Here is a 23,446-nt window from a genome sequence, read left to right on the forward strand (position 1 = left end):
ATCCCCCAAACCCTTATCTTTTAACTAAAAACCAGCCATTTAAAAGGTTTTCCTTATTATAGGAAAATCGTTCGTTATTCTCATGTTTTAATACTTTACCTCCAACGGCTTCAACAATAGCTTGTCCAGCTCCAGTATCCCACTCCATTGTTGGGGCAAATCTAGGATAATAGGCTGCATTACCTTCTGCGACTAAACAAAATTTCAGTGAACTACCAGCAGAAACAACCTCTATTTGACTGTGTTTAGACTCTAAATCATTAATAAACGCTTGTGTTTCTTCAGACATGTGAGAACGACTCGCAACCACTTTCACATAGTCATCATTAGAGTTTAGTGAAAGCTTTTCAGATCGATTCAGAAGATCCTGTTCACTTTTAATTTCTAGCGTTGAAAACCTTTCTAACTTAAATCCTCCTAAACCTACTTTACCAAAGTAAAGAGTATCTAGAGCAGGAGCATAGATGATACCTATTGTAGGGTATTGTCCCTCTATCAAGGCGATATTAACAGTGAACTCTCCGTTTTTTTTAATAAACTCCTTGGTACCATCTAGTGGGTCAACTAACCAGAAGCTCTCCCAATCTTTTCTGTCTTCATATGAGATATCAGCGCCTTCTTCACTTAAAACAGGAATTTGCGCATAATTTGATTCAAGACCTTCAACAATGACATTGTGTGAGCGCTTGTCCGCAATGGTTAAAGGTGAATCATCATCTTTTATCTCAACGTTAAATTCATCACTTTCATACACTTTCATGATTTCAGAACCTGCTTTTAAGGCGATATTCGATAAGTACGCAAAGTCAATGTTATCTTTATTCATTATTGAATATACCCTTTCTCTTTTAGATAGGTAACAATTAGTTTCACAGACTCTTGGAGAGGTTGTTTATCAGTTTCAATGATAAGTTCTGGATTATTAGGCTCTTCATATGGAGCATCAATACCCGTAAATCCTTTGATTTCTCCTGCACGCGCTTTTTTGTATAATCCCTTAGGGTCTCGTTCTTCACAAGTTTCTACACTTGCTTTAACAAATACCTCGATAAATTCATTTTCATCTAGTAGTTGACGGACATTGTCACGATCTTCACGATAAGGAGAAATAAATGCCGTTAATGTTATTAAACCTGCATCTACCATAAGCTTTGATACTTCTCCAATACGTCGAATATTTTCGGTACGATCTTCTGGGCTGAAACCTACATTTTTATTTAATCCATGACGTACATTGTCGCCATCTAAACGATAAGTATGAACTCCCATAGCATGAAGTTCTTTTTCTAACTCCACGGAGATTGTTGATTTTCCGGAACCAGATAAACCCGTTAACCATAGAACCGCACTTTTATGCCCGTTTAATTTTTGACGTTCTTCTTTTGTTACCTTTGAATCATGCCATACAATATTTGTTGATTTACTCATATTTAATTTCCTCCTAAAACCATACTATATTTACTATAATTACTGTTGTTATCATAACAAGAATGCTTAATGGTGTTCCTACTTTTATATAATCAGAAAATTTATATCCACCTGGTCCATACACAATCAAGTTTGTTTGATACCCAATTGGCGTAATAAAGCTTGCAGAAGCAGCGATTGCTATAATGACGGCAAATCCCATTGGATCAAGTTGTAGTTTTTCTGCCATTTCTAATCCAATTGGAACCATTAATACCGCAGCAGCACTATTCGTAATTAATTCAGTGAAAACATTCGTTAACATATAAGTTAATAAAAGAATGGCAATTAGACCAAGTGGTTTACCAATAGTTAAAAGACCATCAGCAATCCATTGAGCAAGTCCTGTTTTTGTCATTGCAACTCCCACCCCAAAGGAACTGGCAATTAATAATAACACATTAAACTGAACATGTTGTTTTGCTTCGGCTGGTGAGATAACTCGTGTTAGTAATAATAAAAAGACTGCTAAAGCCATCGCCTTAAACATAGAAAACAAGCCTGTGCTCACTGTGGCAATCATGATCAACAATAATCCTAAAGAAAACCATCCTTTTTTAGGATTCTCATTTAAGGGTTCCGGTGTTTCTAAAGAGGACACAACGTAAAAGTCATTAGACTGCTGAAACTTTTCGATAAAGTCTGAGCCCGCTAAAAGTAATAATGTATCCCCTGGTTTCAATACAATTTCCCCGATTTTGCTCCTAATACGTTCATTATTACGGTGAACTGCTATAATCCCAGCATCAAACCTAGAACGAAATTTCGATTGTCTAATGGTTTTAGATAATAGAGATGATTGATGGGAGACCACAACTTCTACCAATTGGTTTACTCCATTTCGTAAGTCATCAAGTTCTAAATTCGTACCCGTTTCTAAATATAGACCCTTGGTTTTTTGTAAATCTGCTAAGGTAGAAATAAGACCTGCAAATATTAAACGGTCTCCTGACTGAATAATAGTTGTTGAACGAACTGGTGAAATTCGGTCATTATCTCGAACAATTTCAATTAGATATAAGCCTTTTAACTCTCTAAGGCCCGCTTCTTGTACAGAGCGGTTAATATAAGGAAAATCATTCCCTACCAATAGTTCAGCTATATATTCCCTTGATTCTTCTTTAATTTGTTGTTTAAACCCTTTTTGATCAGGTAATATTTTATATCCAACAGTAAAGATATAAATAAGACCTATAATTGTAATTGGGATCCCAACTACTGCCAATTGGAAAATGGTAAATCCTTCAAAACCATAGTCCAATAACATTCCATGTACAACCAAATTAGTCGAAGTACCCATCAATGTTGCAGTACCGCCTAATATAGTTGCATAGGACAAAGGAATTAAAAACTTAGATGGGGCAATATTATAATCTTCGCACCATTTTTTTATTAAAGGGGTAAAGGTAACCACAATCGGAGTATTGTTTAAAAAACCAGAAAAAATAGACGATGGTATAAAGAAACGAATCATAGAGCCACGTACGGTATTGCTGTTTCTAACCCACATTCGCATTAACCTGTCTACCAAGCCACTTTTCTGAATAGCTCCGGCGATAATAAATAATAAAGCAATGGTGAGCATCCCTTCATTAGAGAATCCTCGTAATGCTTCATCTACTGATATTATGTCTAACATTAACAAAACTATTAATACAGAAAAAACAACCATGTCTGGGCGGGCTACTTCAAGAAGTAGCCCCCCTAACATGGCTAATATCATAATTAATACGAACACCATTTCAAATGACATGGGTGAGATGCCCCTTTTATTTTTGCATACCCTTAATTAAAACTTCTACAACTTCTGGACGTGAAAATTCTTTTGGTGGCTTTTGACCATTCTTAAGCATTTCACGCACTTTTGTTCCACTCAAGTGAACATGGTCTTCTTTTCCATGTGGGCATGTTTTAGCTGATGCCATATTTTCACATTTTTTGCAATAGAATGCATGTTCAAATTTAAAAATCTGAATGCCAAGTTCATCTTCATATTTGGAGATTAATTCTTGTGCATCATATGTCCCATAATAATCGCCAACACCAGCGTGATCACGTCCAACTATGAAGTGGGTGCATCCGTAGTTTTTACGAACAATAGCATGTAATATCGCTTCACGAGGTCCAGCATATCTCATTGCAGCCGGATAGATGACAAGACGTGTACGGTTTTCAGGATAGTAATGTTTTAAAATAGTTTGATAACTCTCCATACGTACATCAGCAGGAATATCATCAGACTTTGTTTCCCCAACTAATGGATTCAATAATAATCCATCTACTGCTTCTAATGCAGTTTTTTGGATATATTCGTGAGCGCGGTGCACTGGGTTACGGGTTTGGAATCCAACAATTGTTTTCCAACCTAAATCCTTAAACATTTGGCGTGTTTCAATCGGATCCATATAAAAGTCTTCAAACTCACCATGATCAGGGCGATTTAATAAAGTTATAGGTCCAGCTAAGTAAACTTCACCTTTTTCATATACTTTTTTAACCCCTGGGTGTTTATCTTCCTTTGTACCATAAACCTTTTCTGCCTCAACTTCTTTATCGTAAGTATATTTTTCTTCAATCTGAATAGTTCCATAAGTAATACCATCTTCGCCTACTAGTGCTACTTCTTCACCAATCTCAATTTTATCAGCTTCTTCTTTGGATACTGGTAAGGTGATTGGTATACTCCAAACAGTTCCATCAGTTAAGCGTAAATTGTGAACTACATTTTCGTAGTCTTCTTTTCCCATGAATCCTGTAAGTGGACTAAATCCCCCAATCCCAACCAATTCTAGGTCAGAAATAGTCCATTTTGAAATGATAATTTTCTTAAGGTTATTGTCATCTTGCGTGCTATTTCCACTTTCTCTGTTAACTAATTCTCCACCGTGTGCTGGATTTTTAACTGTTTCATCTTGTGTTATTGCCATAAAGAATACCCCCAATTTTTTTGATTTTGATTTTTAAAATTATATTTTTAAACCTTATAACTACTCAAATCCAATATGTTGCCTAGTAGTATTAAGGTAAGCTTGTATTTTACGTAATTACATTTTCAAATGCATCTTTATAATATCATTTTCAATTTTATAGTATTTTTTTCAAGATATATAATTTCGTTTAAAAGTACTGACAGGGAATTTACACAGTTAGGATAGCAAGAACTAATATAAATGTCTTGTTTTTAAGGGTAGTTTTAAATAATTTTAAAAGCCTTAATTTTAAACTGCCTAGAAACAAGAATGTATCCTAAAATATTAAAAAAGATTAAAGTAACCATACTAGCAAATGCAGCCCCATTTATTCCGTACTTAGGTATTAGGATATAATTCAAGCTAACGTTTAACGTAAAGGCTAATAAATTACCGTAAAGCTGTATCTTAGTTTTGCCGGTCATTGATAGCATTAGCCATACACTACCAACAGCAGAACTAATAAATTGGCCAATTGACCGTAAAATTAACACCCCTTGCCCTTCAATGAGATCACTACCAAATAACCACAAAATATATTTACTGAAAACTATCAGTAATGTAATAATAAAGAATGAGACTAAACCTAGTATTCGCGTGGAGTGGATATAAAGTTTTCTTAGTTCCTGTACTTTGCTATTATGATATAACTCTGATATTTTTGGGGCAAAAACAGTGTTAAAAATAATTAATATAAAGCCGGCTATGTTTGCAACCTGTATTGCTATTTGATATATACCAACCTCTTTTTCAGTCATCATATTTCCAATCATAATAATATCTATTTTATTAATCATCACACCCATAACAGCAGAAAATGCTAGAGGGACTGAGTAAAAAACAAATTTTTTACTATAATTAATACGCTGAAATCGATGTTTGTTTTGAAAAAAATAAATAAAATTAGCAACAAAAAACGAAAGGTAAACCCCACAAGCTATAGAAGCAAAGTTGCCTCCAAATAACGAATAAAAAACTCCCACAAGTAAAACTCTTAAAAGTATTGATATGAATCCATTTATAAAAAAATATTCCTTAATTCTTCCTGTAGCACGATAAACACCAAAAAATACTTGTTCCATTGAAACAAGCCATACTAAAGGAAGCATCAATCGAACGTAATCCTCATTAACAAAGTATAGTGCTAAAACCGTAATCGTACAAGAAACAATGAAATTCAATAGGAAACTAAAACTTAAAAAATCATTCCCGTTTTTCGGTATAAAGTACATCAAACCATTATCCATACCCGCGATAGCGAAAAACATTAATATAGAAACTAGCGTAAAAGCGTAAGTATATTGCCCGAAAATTTCCACTCCGTAAAGCCGCGTGCATACAAGAGAGAACACCATCGTAAAAATGATAAATGAAGCCTTACCTACAAAGGCTTCCAAAATTTTTTTCATAAAATCACGTTTAAACATAAATATCCCCTATTTTAACCATTTTTCTCGAAACATTGCTATTTCTTCATCTGTGTAAAAATGTTTCATATATCTCGATTCATACCTATCGTCGATATATTCTTTAGGGAAATTTATTTCTTTTTTTATTATTTTGTGTAAATTGGAATACCATTTTTTTTCACTCTCATTAGTATTGTGTAGTTCAAAATTATTTACTCCAAGAAAAGATCCTAATTCTGATTGAACACTATTCAACTGTTCTATTTTGGTTACAAAGATTTGAACGTTGCCTTTTTTAATAATTTGAAATCCACTATCTTTTGGAAAAGAATATTCATAAACATCAATGTCAAAAATTTTTTTTATTTCATTATTGAACCAATTTATAGTATAAAAGCTATTTTCTTTTTCAAAAAATAAATTTAATAAAAATTGTTGCTGAGTATTTGACTGATAAGTAAAGTCTTCTAGGTTCTGAAAGAAACCACTTAAGTTTCTCCCAATTGGATCCCTAGTTAAGGTAACAATTTTTATATTTTTATTTTTTAAGAACCTTTTAATCATCTTAGCTCTTAATGTTTGATAAATTTTTTGAAATTTAGTTGTAAATGGATATTTTGTATTTAAACGATGTGTGTGAATGCAATAAATCCCTATATCCTTCAATGATTTGACTATACTGGAGGAACCCACCTTTCCCATTTGGTAGATTAAAATAACATCTTTATGAGTTATTAAATATAAAAAATCAAAAAAGTATTCTTTCATACAAGCTATAATACGATTAATTTTGTTTAGCATAGGCTATTTTTCCTCCGTCAATCATATATATTGACCCAATTTTGAACACTACTTTCTAATAAGGTTAGTAGTGCTTATCTAGTGAATGACCGTTTAAACATTTCAGCTAATTCATTTGTCTAGCAACTCTAAATTATCCTTGGCTAAAACTTTCATTAGATTTTTTCTGCTTTAAGCCATTTTTCCTTAAATTTCTTTATTTCCTCTTCTGTATAAAAATGTTCCATATAAAGATTATTATAAATACTATCTACATACTCTTCAGAAGGTGAAAATTCTTCTTTAAATTTTATATACAATTCAGAATACCACTTTCTTCCCGAGATATTTGCTTTAGATAATTTGAAGTTTTTCATTTCTAAAAAGTTGCCTATTTCTTCTTCTAAAATGCCGAGTTTCTCCATCTTAATAACCATAATATCTATACCTTTTTGGGAAATGGTTGTGAAGCCCTTTTCTTTATCAAATTCATAATCATATATGTTTATCCCAAAGGTTTTTTCAAACTCATTTTCAAACCATGTAACACCGTATTTATGATTTAACTTAGAAAAGTAAAGATCCTTTAAAGTTTCTAAGCTGACATCCCCATCTTTTCTGCCATTATAATATTTAGCCATATCAAAGATCGGTATGTGAATATCTTGAAAAAACATCGATATATTTCTAGAAATTGGTTCTCGAACCAAAGAGATAATTTTAATGTTTTTTTTATTATTAAAGATAACCTTTTTCACAACTCCATTAATCTTTTGTCGAAGTCTTGATAAAAGAGGCAGATAATAACGGGTTGAAGAAAACCTTTTAAACATTTCATAAGTCATTGGTGACCTTAAACTGTGTGCATGTTCGATATAAAGTGGAGACTTTTCTAACGTTTCTTCAATGCTCGTTGACCCAACCTTCCCCATTTGATATATCAAGACAATATCCTTTTGCAAGAATTTGAAAAATTTACTTGTTTTTTCCTTCATACTGTCACCTCTTATTGAAAGGGATCGTTCCACCTTGTATGCTTAATTTAATAAAGTGATATTTCACCATTCATTTTTTCACCATTTAAGTAAAATCCCGAACTAATAAATTATCTAGAAATACCTTCATATTAGAAAACAGTTTGATAAGGTAAAGGATCAGAGAATCCAGACAATAAATGTGCAAAATAATACATAAGAGCCCACGAAATTAAAATCATTTTTCCATGTTTGCTTTGTTTTTGGATAAACAAAGCATAAATAACTATTTCTACAATATTGATATACATAAGGAGCCTTCTAAATATTAACATTGGATATAGTATAAATGTAAGTACCATACCAAAAAAGTAAATTGTAAATAAGACCTCTTGTTTTTTTGTTTTTATAAACTTCTCTTTGTTGTTTACAATCCATAATGTGATTATTAATTTGACTATTAAAACAATCAGCATTTTCCAAGATAAGTCGTATTCTAGATATTTTTCCGCTCCCCATTTAGCATAATATGAGAAACGGCCACCAAACTTTAATAAAATACTGGTAATGAGTTCATCAAATCGAACAAACATAAGTCCAAAAGACAACAATAGTGCTATATTTCTATACGATCTATTATTTATGACTTTTTTAAATAATCTAGGTATAAAATAAACTGGATAAAGTATTATTGAACTTTGGTGAAAAAGCAACATAAACACAAAATAAATATTATACTTAATAAATTTCTTTTCTACAATGTTATTAAAATTTAAAAAGAGAATTCCAATTGCAATATATTGGCGAATAATATTCATTGAGTGATTAAAATAATAAAAAGTAATAAAGAAAAACAAAGCATAAACTAATATTTCTCTGTTATTTTCACTGTATTCTCTTAGTGATTTTACAATCAAAAGTTGAATGGAAATCGCTATTGCTAAAAAGAATAATTGAACATCAAGATTAAAAAAGTGAAATATATTGGCAACAACTTTTAAGCCGACTTCAGGGAACCAGAAATCATTGTTTATATAACCTTCTTCATATTTCCAATAATCTGTTCCTACGTAATACCGAACACTAGCAATTAAAGCCATATAAACTAAAAGAATATAATAAAAACGGTTTTTATTTTTATGAAAGAAGGAAATACTTTTTTGAGACCATTTCAATCCTTGTAATCCCAAGTCTCTTATTAGATACTCATACCTGTATGCTAGAATGACAAATAAACTAAATAATAGCAAAAAAACATAAATGAACATTCTTAATTCCCCCTCTTATCTCGATGCTATTTTTTCATAAAGGCCGAGTCTCATTAAAATTACGGCGACTCTATGTTTAAGAGGAAGAAGCCGTACACTTTTACGTTTACTAATTACTTGTTTTATTAAATCATTAACTCCCTTTTTATTACGTAAACAATAATTTATCCAATAAATCAATAGTCGTAATTCCATTGCACTTAGATATTCTTTATTATCTTCTCTGTCTTTAAAAAAGCTTTTTAATAAAGCAACAGTTTGTGAAAAAGAAGATTCAATAATTGGGTTATAACTGCTGGTTATGGAACCTGCTCGTTGTATATAAAATAATAAGTTTTCTTCTATTATTGAAATACCTTCTACATAATATAAATATCGAGGAATAAATCCAACATCTTCAAAAAAAGCCCGATTTTCGAAGTAAATGTTATTTTTTGTGATAATTTCTTTTTTATACAGCTTGTTCCAAGCTACTACGAAAGGTTCGTCATGTCTTGCCAAAAAGTTCTCGATAATATTTCCTTTTAAATGAGATCGGGACAGATGATAACTTTTCCTTTTTACCTCTTCAAAGTCTACTGTCTCCCAAACCTTATGGAATCCACATATAGATAAATCAGAACTTTTACCAATCATTTTTCTATACAATTTTTCGTACATTGTCTGATCAACATAATCATCCCCATCTAGAAAGGCAATGTAGTCTGCGCTCGCGCTTTTTATACCCGTATTTCTCGCGGCACTTAATCCTCCATTGATCTGGCTAATAACCTTAAAACGATTATCACTAACTTCAAATAACTTTGCTATTTCTTCTGTTCGATCAGTCGATCCGTCATTGATAATTAAAACTTCTATCTCCTGTAATGTTTGTTTTTGTAAACTCTCCAAACATCTATACAGAAATAATTCTACATTGTAAGCAGCCACTACGACACTTACCTTAGCTTTCATTACTTTTTACCGCCTTTTTATAAGAATCGTATTCTTTTAAAAACTGTTTGTGATACTTCGAATCTTTAGACCAAGGACCACTAATGATATGATTTTCGTATAAAAAATAATTTACTTTATATACTTCCTTGCTCTCATCAAAGATATTAATACTAGCAAATTTAATTTCAGCATTCCTAACTGTTTCTTTAACAAATGTTGCGACTTGTTTTGCTGTACTTCCTGTATCCACTGAATCGTCTACAATAAGGATTCTTTTAGCATTAATTAAAATATGCTTATCCCTTTCTATAAATACTTTTCTCTCAGAATCCTTATTATGCATTCCAGACTTCAATTCAGCTTTTCGAAGAGTATTTTTAATCCCCTTAGGAATAAGTTGTAATAATGGACTCATGTACTTCTTCAGACTATTTCCTGTACGTACAGCAAACACTTCGACTAAGGGAATATCAAAATAATCACTAATGGTCTTTCCAATATGATAAGAACCAGTTGCAATAAAAACGACTACATCTGGTTTAAAGTTTTTTTCAACTTTCTTAGCTAACTCAATGCTTTTCTCTTTTGTATCGTTTAAGGATAACTCGATAGATTTCATGAAAACGACCCCTCTTTAGTAATTTAATCAATCGTACAATTTTAGTTAAAGTATGAGAAATATCGAGACATTCCCGTTTCTGAAATCCTGCTTTTTTTGCACTTTTTATGAAGGAATTAGGGTCATGAAACTCATCCATAATGTTAAAATTTCTCCCTAATTCTATGAAGGTATGGGCATCGCTTCCGATAAGTGAGGTCTTTCCATATTTATTCCCAATCGCTAACTGTTTATCCGAGAATTCCGTTTTTATATTCCTGCCATTATGAACCTCAATAAAATCAATTAAATCAATATTAGTAGCTATTTCCTCTTCATTTAAGACGGTTTTATATCTTTTTTTATCATATGGGTGGGGAATATAGACCAATCCACCCTGTTTTTTTATTTCAAGCATTGTTTCTTTAGGGGATAAATTAGGCTGAATTTTGTTATGAATAAATAAACCTATAATTTCACCCTTTGACGTAAATACCTCTTCCCCTAAAATAACCTTTATTCCCCTTTTTTCTAAGAAAGGCTTGAATTTCTTCGCTCCCTCTAATTCGTTGTGATCTGTTATTGCAACAACATGTATATTACGAAGTTTAAACATAAATAGATAAAACCACTTATTAAGCAAACTATCATGGGAATAATGTGTATGACAGTGTAGTTCAACATGTTTTTTTTTCAATTTTTTACCTTTCCTTTCTAATCCAAGGAATAGGTTCTGAGATATTCCTTATTTATTTTGTAATCATTAATTGAATTGTTGTAACTAAAAGTAAATTAATAAGCACCTTTTTTAGTTACAACAATTAAAAATGTCTTAAGAATAATCTTAAGATCCAATTTTAAGGATTGATTAAAAACATAATAAAGCTCGATATCGACTCTTTCAGGGTATCCAACTTCACTTCTACCGCTAACTTGCCAATAACCAGTAACCCCTGGTTTTACAGCAAGAAATGTACTTCGTCTATTTCCATACTCTACTAACTCATCTTCAACTACTGGTCTAGGACCAACAAGACTCATATCACCTTTTAAAACGTTAAATAATTGAGGTAACTCATCTAAACTTGTTTTTCGAAGGAACTGACCAAACTTTGTAATCCTCGGATCTTCTCCTGGTTCAAGTTTATAGTTGTTTCTAATATACTTTTCATATAGCATTGGATTACTTTTGAGTTTTTCTTCTGCATTAACCACCATTGATCTGAATTTATAAATAGAGAATTTTTTTCCATCTTTTCCAAAGCGGTTTTGTTTGAAAAATACGGTTCCTTTATTATCACCAAAAAGGTAAAAAACACTAATAATAAGTAGGACTGGAAATAAAATTATTAATCCAAATAATGCACCTAGGATGTCAATAAATCTTTTAACAAAAAAATAAATATTCGATAAATCAGGGGTCTCTTGTACTTGTTGATATTCATAACTTTGATTAATAGTTTTATTGTAATTTGTATCTAAACTTGGCATATTATAATCTACCTACCTTATTGGTTTCTACAATATTTTCGATAAACTTGGTTAAATCGTCTTTTAATTCATCATGATTAAGTGCCATTTCAATTGTTGATTTAATAAAACCGAATTTTTCACCTACGTCATAACGTTTTCCCTCAAAATCAAACGCATATACGTCTTGGATTTCGTTAACTTTTTCAATTGCATCGGTAAGCTGGATTTCTCCACCAGTACCCTTTTCTTGTTTGTCCAAAAATGTAAATATTTCAGGTGTTAAGACATATCTACCCATAATCGCCAAGTTAGACGGAGCAGTTCCAGGAGCCGGCTTTTCTACTAATGAACCAACTTTATGTCGCCTACTGTTCTGATCAAGTGTCTTTACAATTCCATATCTGTGCGTTTCATTATCCGGAACTGTTTGAACACCTAATACTGATGATTCTACTTCTTCATACTGTTCAATTAATTGTCGCAAACCCGGTGTTTCAGCTTGTACAATATCATCACCTAAAAGAACGGCAAAAGGCTCATCGCCAATAAATTTTCTTGCACACCACACTGCATGACCTAATCCCTGAGGCTCCTTTTGACGAATATAATGAATATCTACTTGGGCTGGTTGCTTCACTTTATGAAGCATCTCATATTTTTGTTTCTTTAATAGATTCTCTTCTAGCTCGAAGTTATTATCAAAATGATCCTCAATCGCTCTTTTCCCTTTACCTGTTACGATAATAATATCCTCTACCCCTGACTCTATTGCCTCTTCCACAATATATTGAATAGTAGGTTTATCTACGATCGGTAACATTTCCTTGGGCATTGCCTTCGTTGCAGGTAAAAATCTAGTTCCTAATCCTGCGGCTGGTATTATAGCCTTTTTAACTTTTTTCAAAACAATTCCTCCTAATAGTCCATTATCCAACATTTTCTATTATTATCTTAAAGAATTTTTATACTACTTACAACAAAAAACAGAATTAATTTCGACAAAAATTAACATAAAAAAAGACATTCTAAAAAAGCATAAAAATATCATCGTTTTTTTATACTCTCGAACATCAGTTTTTTGGGATGTATGTTGTTATCTGTAATTAGACGCTGAGTTTATCTATATTTTTTTATTCGCTAATTTATTACAAATATGTTACGTCATGTTTTGACTAGTTCATAGTAACATTTTCATAGGTCAAATGGAAGTGGTAAAATGAAACATTTTGTCGGAAATGGACACAAAATATGTATCAATATTGTAGATATTTGTGAATTCCAATAGTTATCACATGGATACACAGCTAATGGTTATATAAATAATACTATTAAAGTCTTATCATAGCTTGAAAAATAGTGTAGAAAAATAACTGATTGATTACACTATAATATGGTATAATCAAAAAATTGAATCACCATTTTAAAAGAATATTGCTCTAATAATATGTTTACAAAAAAGGAGAAAACTAAATGATAAAGACCTCTGATGATAAACACAAAAATATAAGGTTATATATGCAATTCGCTCTATGTGTTTTTTTACTATTGAATACAGCCAGTTTGATAAATAACGCTGATTACTCAAACTTTGGCTGGAAAAGTATTGATGCTACCTTTATGTTGCTTACTGCAATATTTTGTTATTATTTACTTTTTAATTTGAGAAAGGCTTTATCATATAAGAAGTTATTACCATTATTTGTTACCTTCCTAGCGACCCATTATGTTAGTTATTCTTTATATCAAGACCATAACAACTTTGAAAATATTTACAAATTGACTCTTTATATTCTTGCTATACTTAGTTTAATTTTAATAAAATGGAATAAAAATTCATTGACATTTCTTTCCTTAGGACTAAGCATTATTGTTCTTATTGTTTTTAGGCATTGGGTTTATCAAGATTTCCCTACTTGGACTTTTCGCAGTTATTTTAAGCATCAAAATGGTTTAGCAATGTTCTTATTCTTAGCAACGTTTTTTATTACTTTAGCTTCAATATACTCGAAAAAGTTCCTAAGAATATATTTTGCTACAATCTCATTACTGGGACTTATATTGATTTACACTACCTCGTCTAGAGCTGTATTTTTAGCAATCTTTACATTTCTAATATCTTTTTGTATATATAAAATCTCTTATAAATGGTTTAAATTGACTTTCCCTTTTATAGCCTTATTTAATATACTATTTACATTTGTATATTTATTTATTTCTAGAACACACTTAAAAACTCCATTAAATAATTTATCGACTTACTTATTCAACAAGCCTTTTTTTAGAGAAGAAGGAAGAATAAAATTGTGGAATACAATGATTGAAGAAGTTTTTATTGAATCGCCACTCTTTGGTCAAGGATTTGGGGTTCGACCCGCTGATTTTTTGGATATGGGAAAAGTCCTTTCAACCCACAATGTTTATTTGCAGATATTAGTAGAAGTGGGCATAATTGGTTTTTTCGTATTTATTGTTCTTTTGTACTACATTTGGAAATCGATTTTGAAAAATATAGGATCAATAGCTGGACAATTTTCAGCTTTCTTTTTACTAGCTACCTTAATGTTAGTTAACTTTGAACTAACCCTTTTTCCCAATTCGCCATCCTATGCAACAATCGGACTATTTCAATGGCTAGGATTCACTATAGGTATAAACTTTATTGAAAACGATAGTAAGCCCCCTAGCTAGAGGGCTTACTATCGTTTAATACCTTTTTCCACCTGAATCTCCTTTGTACCCATCAATCGCAATAACTTCTGGCAACTGTTTGTCTCACTTACACATATACGAACTAATCTCATTAAAAGCAGCGCATGACGTTGTTGGTGACGTATCAAAGCGAGAAACCGCGTCCCTTAAGTTCATAAGATTGATAAATTCAATCCCTATCGCCTAGTTAAACAACTCTTCAGATTTTCTTTGAAACGTTCCACAATCGAATTGTCTCCATAGAATCGTTTACTGCAATCTATATTTTCACAAACAGAACGATGTTTCCGATAATATAAGGCATTTGTCTACCAAATATTTTGTTATTATTTATCTTCGGTACGCGACGATCATGGACTCAGTCCGTGATCTGTCTACAATACAAAACGGACAGTAGTGAGGAACACGCACCAACTCTTTATGAAATTAATAGTAGCCCTCTTCCCAAAAAGATTTGGTAATGATAAACTCATCTATCCTGTTAAACACCGGTTAGAATGCATGTACACATATCTCTTCCTTTTTGTTTTTTTATTGGTCTAAACAAAATTCACCAAAATCAGGAGATTGTGTGTTTTCTTTTGCCCTAAAAAGTTATCAGAAAATTATTAGAACTCCAAAATATATCTTAGAGCCATAAAACAAAGTAATCACCATATGCGAATTAATTCGCATATGGTGATTAGAAGTCCAAAACTTAGTATATTAAATTTACATAAGTTGCACTTACCCAACCAGTTTTACCTGAATATTTAACCTTATACCACCCATTAGGATTTGAGCCTATAACCTCAATTTTAGACCCATCAGGTATACTTCCTATTTCATCGTAATTAGTACTTGGACCACTTCTAAAGTTTAGATTACTACCAGAAGAATTCGTCATTCCAAACACATCATTCCCGAATACTGGCTGGCTATTAAATACTGGAATATCAATATATAAAGTATAGTCATCTAATAAGCTATAGACCTCTGCTATTCTACCGGTCTGTAGCGTTGCCCAAGCTACATGAGTAGCATACTGTGGATAACCAGGACTAATTGGATTCCAGCGCATTTTGTAAAGCGTATCCTGACCTCGATTTATATAGTTATATATGCTTTTAGCTCCACCAATAATCGAGGCAGATTGTGTGAACCATCCTTGATCAAATGCATACTTCGCACCGCATTCTATTGGGCATGAATCATAGGCACCGTAACCATACATGTTATACACCGTTTTATAAGTTTTTGAATTATGAACGATATTCCCATCAGAATCTCTAGTTACTTTTCCTTCTTTGTCAACTGGTATACCAGTTGCTAGTGTTGAGTCGCCATTTCCAGTTTCATGCAATGCATGGGCTATTAAATATGCCTCATTAATATTATACTCTTTACCTGCATCAATAAATGCTTGCGCTTGCCCCTTAAGATTTCCTTTATTATAAAGGATTCTCTCATTTACTTGCTTCGCATTTAATCCTAATGGCTTAGATAAAACAAGAAATTGATAGTATTCTTTTGTACCTTTTGGAAAATTTAATGGGTTTGCATAAAATTCAACTTCTCCTCGAGTTGCTGGAATTTTTCCTGCACCGTCTCGCTTAGGGGTACCGTCCATTTGTGTATCTACTATGTCAGCAAAACTATAATCATATTTTGTTTCTTTTAAACCATATATATTGACTTCGCTTTTTCTTATATACCCTATACGGTCTGAATAGATAATTCTCCACCACCTATCACCGTAATGGGTAGCAACTGGATAAATTGTACCTTTATCAAGATTGCCAAACGGTACTAGTTTACCTGATGAATTATCATAGATTTTTACCTCATTGGAAGCAATGATTTTAGTATCCTTGGAGTTACTATATGATTTATTTAAATTCTTAATACTAGACTTCATCCCATACTCTGTACCTGATTTATGAACATATCCGTATATATCCCCAAATTGGATACGCCACCAGTTTCCATAATTACTAACGATTGGGTAGGTCTGCCCTTTACGTAGTTCTCCTACTTTCTTCAAACCACTTCCACGGTTATCGTAAACTGGTAAATCTTCTAATATAACCTTAAAATACTTATCACCTGGAAGAAAGTTATGTTTGACAGCATCTTTATGCACAAACCCTTCACGACCAGCTACAACCACTCGCCACCAATTTCCGTAATTAGATACCTTTGGATAAGTTTTCCCTTCTCTCAAGGTAGCAAATTCCACTAACTTTCCAGAAGAGTTATCATATACAGGTGTATCTTGAAGTGGTGTGATGCTACGAGCCATTGTATCAAAGTTGCTCATTTCATTTTTAACAGTGTTTCCAATGGCACCTTCAGTATCCTTCGTATAGACGAATCCATTTATGTTTCCATATTGAATCTTATGCCAGTTCGGTCCATAGTCACTAATTCTTGGGTAAACTTGACCTTTAGTCAATTCACCAACTTCAACCAATTTTCCAGTACGATTATCATAGATTGGCGTACTGTCAGTTATCACTCGGAAATAATTATCGTTAGAAAGAATGCTAGCTCTAACGGCATCCTTATTGACATAACCTATACGATCACTAAGGATTACTCTCCACCAGTTGCCATAATCACTAGCTATTGGGTAGCTTTTACCCTTAACAAGCTTACCGAATTCAACTAGTTTTCCTGATGAATTATCGTAAACAGTCACTTCTTCAAAAGGGGTAATTGTACGCTTTTGATTAGTAAAACTTTTATTTTTATTTTTTATACTTGCCCCTTTAATGCTTTCAGTATCATCAGCATATACATAACCTGTAATATTCCCAAATTGAATCTTATGCCATTTTGGACCATAGTCGCTAATTCTAGGATAAATTTGGCCTTTGGTTAACTCACCGACTTTGACCAAATCGCCGGAACGATTATCATAGATTGGTAGATTATCGGTTAACACGCGGAAATACTCGTCACCGGATGTGAAATTTAGCTTAACGGCATCTTTATTTACATATCCTACCCGGTCAGATAATAGTACTCGCCACCAATTTCCATAATCACTTACGACGGGATAGCTTTTTCCTTTTTTGATTTCTCCAAATGGTACTAATTCTCCAGAAGTATTGTCATAGACCGTTGCATCTTGTAACGTTGCAAAGGTCCTATTTTGATTCTCATAACTGCTATTTTCATTTGCTAGTTGACTTCCATCAACTGGAGTTGTGCCTGGGGCATAAACATAGCCATAAATATCACCGTATTGGATTTTATGCCAATTTGGACCGTAAGAACTTATTCTTGGGTAGACTTGTCCTTTGGTTAAATAACCTACTTCTATATTTTTTCCTGAACGGTTATCATATACAGGTAATTTCTCTTCGTTGACTTTGAAATATTGAGAAGTGGAGGTCTCCCATGGATTCGATACAGATGAGGCTTGTACAACCTTTTCCTCTTTTGGCGACCCATCTTCTGGTTCTGAGACAGACGATTCTTCTTGTTTTTTTGTTTGCTCTTCTTGTGTTGTATCTTCTTCTCTGTCTACATTTTCGGTTTCAGATTGTAAGTTGGATTCTTCTTTTGAAGAGTCCTTTTCTAAAGTGGTGTCCTCTTCAGTAGTTGTTGATTCTTTACTTGTGTTTGACTGCTTTTCTTCTTCTGTAGTAATTTGCTGTTCTTGCTGTTGATCTGTTTCTGCTACTACTTCCTCTTCTTTTGTTAAATAAAACTCTACATTCCCTATATATAGAATTTCATCTTTCTGTTCGTTTTGTACCACAGGGTAAGTAGTTTCCTGAAGAAATGTAACTTGGGTTTCTGAGTTACTATTATTTGGGTATAATTTCTGGTTGGCATCAACTATTTTATCTAGAGCATTATTGTTCTTATACTCTTTAAAAATTGGACTTTCTTCTGTAATTTCTACATTGTTTAGTTTTTCCTTATTTAAGGTTAATTCTGATTTCCCAAATTGAATAAATACTTTACCTGGTTGTTCCTGTTTCTCACTTCCATATAGATAAGTATTAGGTTCAATAGCAATTGTGTTTTCTACTATAACCTCTTCAGTAGTTTGGTATAAATTAAGATTACTAGTTTGTTGAGTTGTTGATTCACCTAAAACCGTTATCGGAGTTGAGAACATAGAAAAGATAAGTACAATTAGCGTAAAAATGTTAATCGATTTTTGTCGAATTTTATCCATTTATAACCCCTCTCTTGTAGAAATATTACAGATTTAAGTATATATTGTTTAATCTTGAAATTCAATACAACTTTAAAACTAAAAAAAGGAATTGGTAGATATTTCAATCTACCAATTCAAAACTATTTCATTAAATTAAATGATGTGTTTATTAAGGCATTTTGTCCTTCATATTCTATAATAAGCGTGTGTGTATTGACTTTTTCTAAACCTTTAGTTTGTTTGCTGTATTCAAAGTACCAACTTTTATAGATTGGGTCTTCGTTTCCATAAACACTTTTTATTTTTGGATCGACACTACCGGAAATGTCAATTTCCATCACTCGTTGTCCATCCTTCTTAAGGACAATTTTATTATTGTCATTATTAATAGATGGGACTACATTAGGAGCCAAATGCCATAGTAGTTTAAGGTTACGAGAGCTGTCAGAAGAGATTTGATCCCTTACACGTATGAATCCATTCGCCTTTTCATACGTTAGTTGACGTTTATGTGTAACGCCATCGTACCTTTTATTTACTCCTGTCACACTTGGTGCTTTATCATTACTTAAATCATAGTTTTCAATATACGTCCTATTAAACTTCCCATCTACTCTAGGTAACCCTTTATCATCTACTATTAGAGTGTTATGCGCATAAGATGAATAAGCGTACTTAGTTGTTGGCTCGGTTAATAGATAACTGTATGGACCTGCTTCAGAGATAATATCCTCATCATTATATATCCAAACACTTAAATCATCTGAATGCTTATGATAAGAAGTGTGGTATGCAGCCGTAAAGAATACATAAGTTCCTTGATCTGTATTAGTCCACCTATCACGGAAAACTGCATATCCTGCATCAGGATAAACCTTATTCGTTACTTGTGGCATTTCCCCACTTTGACCATTCGTAGAAGCATAAAGATAATATGGGTTTTCTTGCCACATATTTCTAGATGGATTATTTTTATTTTCATAGGTGTCAGCAATTAAAGGCCAAGTTCCATCAGGTTTAATAACATGAGTTGCGTAATCTACCATTTTCTGATATCTACTTAAAAACTTGTTGGCAAGCCCGGTATCGCCGAACTCGTTTATTGTTAGTCCATAAGATCTAATTGCACTAGCAATGGTCTGGTGATAGCTTGGTGAATGTTCTAGATGAACAAAATCTTTAGATATTAACGAATCAAAATAACCTTCCATTCTTGATACTGCAAGTTGGTAATAATCATCCATGACCGGAAATTCATAAAAATACTTACTAAAGCCAATTAAAGCTTCATCTTGAAACATACCATGGTTTGTGTTTTCCGAATAGAAATGGTCACTTGCTAGTAAGTCTGCATGCTGAATCATGATCATAAACAAATTCGATTGTTGCCTCTTTGTAAGGACATCTTTACCTGAATCAAAAAGATTTACTAGGGCTGACAACCTTCTAGCTGTTCCTTCATCATGCCAGGCCATATAATGACTAGGGTCTGTATAAGGATTTTCCGCTTTCCAATTCTGGATAATTTGATAACCTTTCTTAATATAGTTATCATTTCCCGTAGTCCTATATGCTTCTGCTAAATCATTTATAAAAAACATACCATGTAATTGCCTTAAGAATGAATTTTGGTCAGCCTTACTAACTCCTTCTCCATGAACCCAATCAATTCCATTTTCATAATTCATTGGACAATCGTTATTTTTAGGGTCCTTACAAAATTCCGGGAATAGAATCTTGTTATCCAATATTAAATCAGCTGCTTGTACTGTTTCATTTTCAGGTGTTTTTTCGTTATCTCCTATAAATGGCGTGTCAAGTATGTGGGTTCTAATTGTATCGATGTTTTTATTTGTCTGTGAATGAAAGCTATATTTTTCTAGATTAATAATATAGTCATTTTTTATATAAAGAGTCTTGCCAGCTACAGCCGTTGTCGACCACTGATCATCTATTTTTTTTATCAAAGGTATTTTCTGTCCTGCTTGTATACTAGCAACCGGTCCTGATCCTTGTTTATCATTATAAAGCTTTGTATCCTTAATCGTAGAAACAATTCCAGTTGATGCTTTAATATTAATAGGCTCATTTTTTGGAGCTGTTGCTTTCTTCCAAATATAAGCGTATCTATTCCCTAAACGTACCTTGTGCCAATTACCATAATCCTCTACTCTGTGGAAAGTATTACCTTTGTAAAGTGTGGCAACTGTTATTAAGTCACCATTTTCATTTATATATAATGGAGTATCTCGTGTTGTAATAAATGACTGATCACTTTGACTAAACTCTTTGTAAACTTCATTCTTTTGAACAAACCCTACTCGATCACTATATATAATTCCCCACCAGTTGCCATAATCAAATGAAACAGGATATTTAGTACCTCCTTTTAATTCACCAAATGGAGTGAGAGAACCTTTTTCATGAACCACTACGTCATTTATGGCAACGATATTTAAACCATTTGATTTACTGTATAATGTATTCAAATTTTTAATATCTGACTGATATCCATATTCAGTTCCTGATTTATGAACATATCCATATACATTTCCAAATTGAACACGCCACCAATTGCCGTAGTTACTGACAATAGGGTATGTTTGCCCTTTGCGTAGTTCTCCAACCTTCTGCAACCCTTTTCCTCGGTTATCATAAACTGGCAAGTCTTCAGTGATTACTTTAAAGTACTTGTCACCTTTTCGGAAGTTGTGTTTGACAGCATCTTTATGAACAAAACCTTCACGCCCAGCTACAACTACTCGCCACCAGTTTCCATAATTAGATACCTTAGGATAAGGCTTCCCTTCTCTCAAGGTAGCAAATTCCACTAACTTACCCGAAGAATTATCATAAACAGGTGTATCTTGAAGCGGGGTGATGCTACGTGCCATTGTGCTATATTTTTTCTTTTCATTGTTTAGACTAGTTCCGCTAGCACTTTCTGTCTCATCTGCGTACACATACCCATTAATATTACCGTACTCAACCTTATGCCAATTGGGTCCATAGTCACTAATTCTCGGATAAACTTGACCTTTAGCTAACTCGCCGACCTTAATTAATTTCCCCGAACGATTATCATAGATTGGTAGATTGTCAGTTAAAACACGGAAATATTCATCTTTTGATGAGAAGTTGGTCCTAACTGCATTTTTGTGTACATAGCCTATCCGATCACTAAAGATTATTCTCCACCAATTACCATAATCACTTACAATAGGATAGCTCTTGCCCTTGAGCAGCTTACCAATTTCAACTAATTTGCCTGATGAATTATCATATACACTGACTTTTTCCAATGGTGTAATAAGTTTTTCAGAGTTTTCATATTTATTATTTTGATTTTTAATATTTTTTCCTGTTGCAGCCTCTGTATCACTTGCATATACATAACCTGTAATATTGCCAAATTGAATTTTATGCCAATTTGGTCCATAGGAGCTGATTCTTGGATAAACTTGTCCTTCAGTTAATTCTCCAACTTTCACAAGTTTTCCTGATCGATTATCATAAATTGGGACATTATCTGTTAATACTCGAAAATATTCATCACTAGATGAGATTTCTACCTTAACAGCATCCTTGTTCACGTACCCCACTCGATCGGACAATAGAACTCGCCACCAATTTCCATAATTACTAACAATGGGATAACTCTTTCCCTTTTTGATTACACCAAAAGGAACTAAATCACCTGATGTATTGTCATATACTTTAACATCTTGTAAGGCTGTAAAATTTCTGCTCTGATTTTCATATTTTGAGTTTTTATTTTTAATTTGCTTTCCATCAACAGGTGTGGTACCTGGAGCATATACATATCCATAAATATCACCATACTGGATTTTATGCCAATTCGGTCCATAGGAGCTGATTCTTGGATAGACTTGTCCGAGTTTTAGATAACCTACTTCCACATTTTCACCAGAGCGATTATCGTAAACAGGTAATTTTTCCTCATCGACTTTAAAATACTGGGCATTGGAGGTTTTCCATGGATTGGATACAGATAACGCATCTACAATCTTTCCTTCTCCATGTTCTTTCTTATCTAATTCTAGATTAGAAGACTTTCTTTTTTCTTTGAGTTGTTCTTGCTGAGGTGTATCTGGCTTTACTTCATCTGTTACTTTGTCAGCATCCTGACTAGTTTCATTTTCTGATTGTGACTCATCTATATCATACGCAACGTTACCAATATAGAAAGCCTTACCATTTTGTCCTTCATTTACGATAGGGTAGCTTGTTTGCTGGCTAAAAGCGATTTGAAAGCTTTGTCCCGACTCATTATTATATAAGAATTGCTTTTCATTAAAAATGACTTCCTCTAGATCTTCATGGTTAATTTCTACAAAAGAGGGGGCCGTTTCTTTGTCTATATCTACTTCTGTTAATTTCTCCTTATTAATGGCTACTCTATCTGTACCATATTGAATGAAAACTTTATTTGGATATTCTTTTTTTTCAACACCGTACAGGTATGAATTGGGATAAACAATTACCTTCTCATTAATAGTTTTCTCCCCGGTTACCTGATAGAGTTTAAAATCATTTGCTTGAAAAGCATTTGTAGACTCTGCCGATACAATATTACGTATCGGAACTAGTGAGAAGATCAAAGATAAGATTATTATTACACTTGTTACTCTTTTTCCTACCTTTAGCATGAAAACTTCCACCTCCTTTTATAATAGAGAATAGTTA

Annotated in this window: 16 protein-coding genes; 1 reads left to right on the forward strand and 15 read right to left on the reverse strand. The window is 32.8% G+C overall.

Annotated features, from left to right (window positions below; all coding sequences use genetic code 11):
- Window positions 1–13 precede the first annotated feature (13 nt).
- From cysQ to galU, 13 genes are all read right to left on the reverse strand, one after another.
- A complete protein-coding gene (gene cysQ, locus GH754_RS01820; protein ID WP_153727017.1) occupies window positions 14–826 on the reverse strand; it encodes a 3'(2'),5'-bisphosphate nucleotidase CysQ in 813 nt (270 codons plus the stop codon).
- The gene (gene cysC, locus GH754_RS01825; protein ID WP_153727018.1) at window positions 826–1,428 is read right to left on the reverse strand and encodes an adenylyl-sulfate kinase; all 603 of its coding nucleotides are present in this window, start codon (window positions 1,426–1,428) and stop codon (window positions 826–828) included. Before cysC ends, cysQ begins: the two co-directional genes overlap by 1 nt.
- Before the next feature lie 13 nt (window positions 1,429–1,441).
- Complete coding sequence (locus GH754_RS01830; protein WP_153727019.1) at window positions 1,442–3,220, reverse strand: SLC13 family permease; 1,779 nt, start codon at window positions 3,218–3,220, stop codon at window positions 1,442–1,444.
- Between the two features lie 16 nt (window positions 3,221–3,236).
- On the reverse strand, window positions 3,237–4,394 hold the full coding sequence (sat, locus tag GH754_RS01835) for a sulfate adenylyltransferase (protein WP_153727020.1): 1,158 nt from the start codon (window positions 4,392–4,394) through the stop codon (window positions 3,237–3,239).
- Between the two features lie 266 nt (window positions 4,395–4,660).
- The gene (locus GH754_RS01840; protein WP_153727021.1) at window positions 4,661–5,863 is read right to left on the reverse strand and encodes a flippase; all 1,203 of its coding nucleotides are present in this window, start codon (window positions 5,861–5,863) and stop codon (window positions 4,661–4,663) included.
- A gap of 9 nt (window positions 5,864–5,872) precedes the next feature.
- Window positions 5,873–6,646, reverse strand: coding sequence for a putative capsular polysaccharide synthesis family protein (locus GH754_RS01845; protein ID WP_153727022.1), 774 nt, complete (start codon window positions 6,644–6,646; stop codon window positions 5,873–5,875).
- A 155-nt stretch (window positions 6,647–6,801) separates the two neighbouring features.
- A complete protein-coding gene (locus tag GH754_RS01850) occupies window positions 6,802–7,620 on the reverse strand; it encodes a putative capsular polysaccharide synthesis family protein (RefSeq protein ID WP_153727023.1) in 819 nt (272 codons plus the stop codon).
- Window positions 7,621–7,751: 131 nt separating this feature from the next.
- A complete protein-coding gene (locus GH754_RS01855) occupies window positions 7,752–8,867 on the reverse strand; it encodes an EpsG family protein (protein ID WP_153727024.1) in 1,116 nt (371 codons plus the stop codon).
- A gap of 15 nt (window positions 8,868–8,882) precedes the next feature.
- Window positions 8,883–9,821, reverse strand: a complete 939-nt coding sequence (locus tag GH754_RS01860; protein ID WP_153727025.1) for a glycosyltransferase family 2 protein — start codon at window positions 9,819–9,821, stop codon at window positions 8,883–8,885.
- Window positions 9,811–10,422: a phosphoribosyltransferase gene (locus tag GH754_RS01865; RefSeq protein WP_153727026.1), complete on the reverse strand. Its 612-nt coding sequence runs from the start codon at window positions 10,420–10,422 to the stop codon at window positions 9,811–9,813. The genes GH754_RS01860 and GH754_RS01865 overlap by 11 nt, the downstream gene beginning before the upstream one ends.
- Window positions 10,373–11,098, reverse strand: coding sequence for a PHP domain-containing protein (locus GH754_RS01870; protein WP_153727027.1), 726 nt, complete (start codon window positions 11,096–11,098; stop codon window positions 10,373–10,375). The genes GH754_RS01865 and GH754_RS01870 overlap by 50 nt, the downstream gene beginning before the upstream one ends.
- Window positions 11,099–11,193: 95 nt before the next feature.
- Window positions 11,194–11,892 carry a sugar transferase gene (locus tag GH754_RS01875; RefSeq protein WP_153727028.1) on the reverse strand — a complete coding sequence of 233 codons (699 nt, stop codon included), beginning with the start codon at window positions 11,890–11,892 and terminating at the stop codon, window positions 11,194–11,196.
- Between the two features lies 1 nt (window position 11,893).
- Window positions 11,894–12,778, reverse strand: coding sequence for a UTP--glucose-1-phosphate uridylyltransferase GalU (galU, locus tag GH754_RS01880; RefSeq protein ID WP_153727029.1), 885 nt, complete (start codon window positions 12,776–12,778; stop codon window positions 11,894–11,896).
- Between the two features lie 566 nt (window positions 12,779–13,344).
- Here galU and GH754_RS01885 point away from each other — a divergent pair.
- Window positions 13,345–14,562 carry an O-antigen ligase family protein gene (locus GH754_RS01885; protein WP_153727030.1) on the forward strand — a complete coding sequence of 406 codons (1,218 nt, stop codon included), beginning with the start codon at window positions 13,345–13,347 and terminating at the stop codon, window positions 14,560–14,562.
- A gap of 718 nt (window positions 14,563–15,280) precedes the next feature.
- Here GH754_RS01885 and GH754_RS01890 read toward each other — a convergent pair.
- Window positions 15,281–18,757 carry an SH3 domain-containing protein gene (locus GH754_RS01890; RefSeq protein WP_153727031.1) on the reverse strand — a complete coding sequence of 1,159 codons (3,477 nt, stop codon included), beginning with the start codon at window positions 18,755–18,757 and terminating at the stop codon, window positions 15,281–15,283.
- A 122-nt stretch (window positions 18,758–18,879) separates the two neighbouring features.
- Window positions 18,880–23,409, reverse strand: a complete 4,530-nt coding sequence (locus GH754_RS01895; RefSeq protein ID WP_153727032.1) for an alginate lyase family protein — start codon at window positions 23,407–23,409, stop codon at window positions 18,880–18,882.
- Window positions 23,410–23,446 lie beyond the last annotated feature (37 nt).

The organism is Salinibacillus xinjiangensis (assembly GCF_009649735.1).
GTDB classification, from domain to species: domain Bacteria; phylum Bacillota; class Bacilli; order Bacillales; family Alkalibacillaceae; genus Salinibacillus; species Salinibacillus xinjiangensis.

Coding starts and splice junctions, on each gene's coding strand:
- GH754_RS01840 (WP_153727021.1), bottom strand. CDS start 5,863: ATGTTTAAACGTGATTTTATGAAAAAAATTTTGGAAGCCTTTGTAGGT.
- sat (WP_153727020.1), bottom strand. CDS start 4,394: ATGGCAATAACACAAGATGAAACAGTTAAAAATCCAGCACACGGTGGA.
- GH754_RS01875 (WP_153727028.1), bottom strand. CDS start 11,892: ATGCCAAGTTTAGATACAAATTACAATAAAACTATTAATCAAAGTTAT.
- GH754_RS01890 (WP_153727031.1), bottom strand. CDS start 18,757: ATGGATAAAATTCGACAAAAATCGATTAACATTTTTACGCTAATTGTA.
- cysQ (WP_153727017.1), bottom strand. CDS start 826: ATGAATAAAGATAACATTGACTTTGCGTACTTATCGAATATCGCCTTA.
- GH754_RS01855 (WP_153727024.1), bottom strand. CDS start 8,867: ATGTTCATTTATGTTTTTTTGCTATTATTTAGTTTATTTGTCATTCTA.
- cysC (WP_153727018.1), bottom strand. CDS start 1,428: ATGAGTAAATCAACAAATATTGTATGGCATGATTCAAAGGTAACAAAA.
- GH754_RS01850 (WP_153727023.1), bottom strand. CDS start 7,620: ATGAAGGAAAAAACAAGTAAATTTTTCAAATTCTTGCAAAAGGATATT.
- GH754_RS01830 (WP_153727019.1), bottom strand. CDS start 3,220: ATGTCATTTGAAATGGTGTTCGTATTAATTATGATATTAGCCATGTTA.
- GH754_RS01845 (WP_153727022.1), bottom strand. CDS start 6,646: ATGCTAAACAAAATTAATCGTATTATAGCTTGTATGAAAGAATACTTT.
- GH754_RS01860 (WP_153727025.1), bottom strand. CDS start 9,821: ATGAAAGCTAAGGTAAGTGTCGTAGTGGCTGCTTACAATGTAGAATTA.
- GH754_RS01865 (WP_153727026.1), bottom strand. CDS start 10,422: ATGAAATCTATCGAGTTATCCTTAAACGATACAAAAGAGAAAAGCATT.
- GH754_RS01885 (WP_153727030.1), top strand. CDS start 13,345: ATGATAAAGACCTCTGATGATAAACACAAAAATATAAGGTTATATATG.
- GH754_RS01895 (WP_153727032.1), bottom strand. CDS start 23,409: ATGCTAAAGGTAGGAAAAAGAGTAACAAGTGTAATAATAATCTTATCT.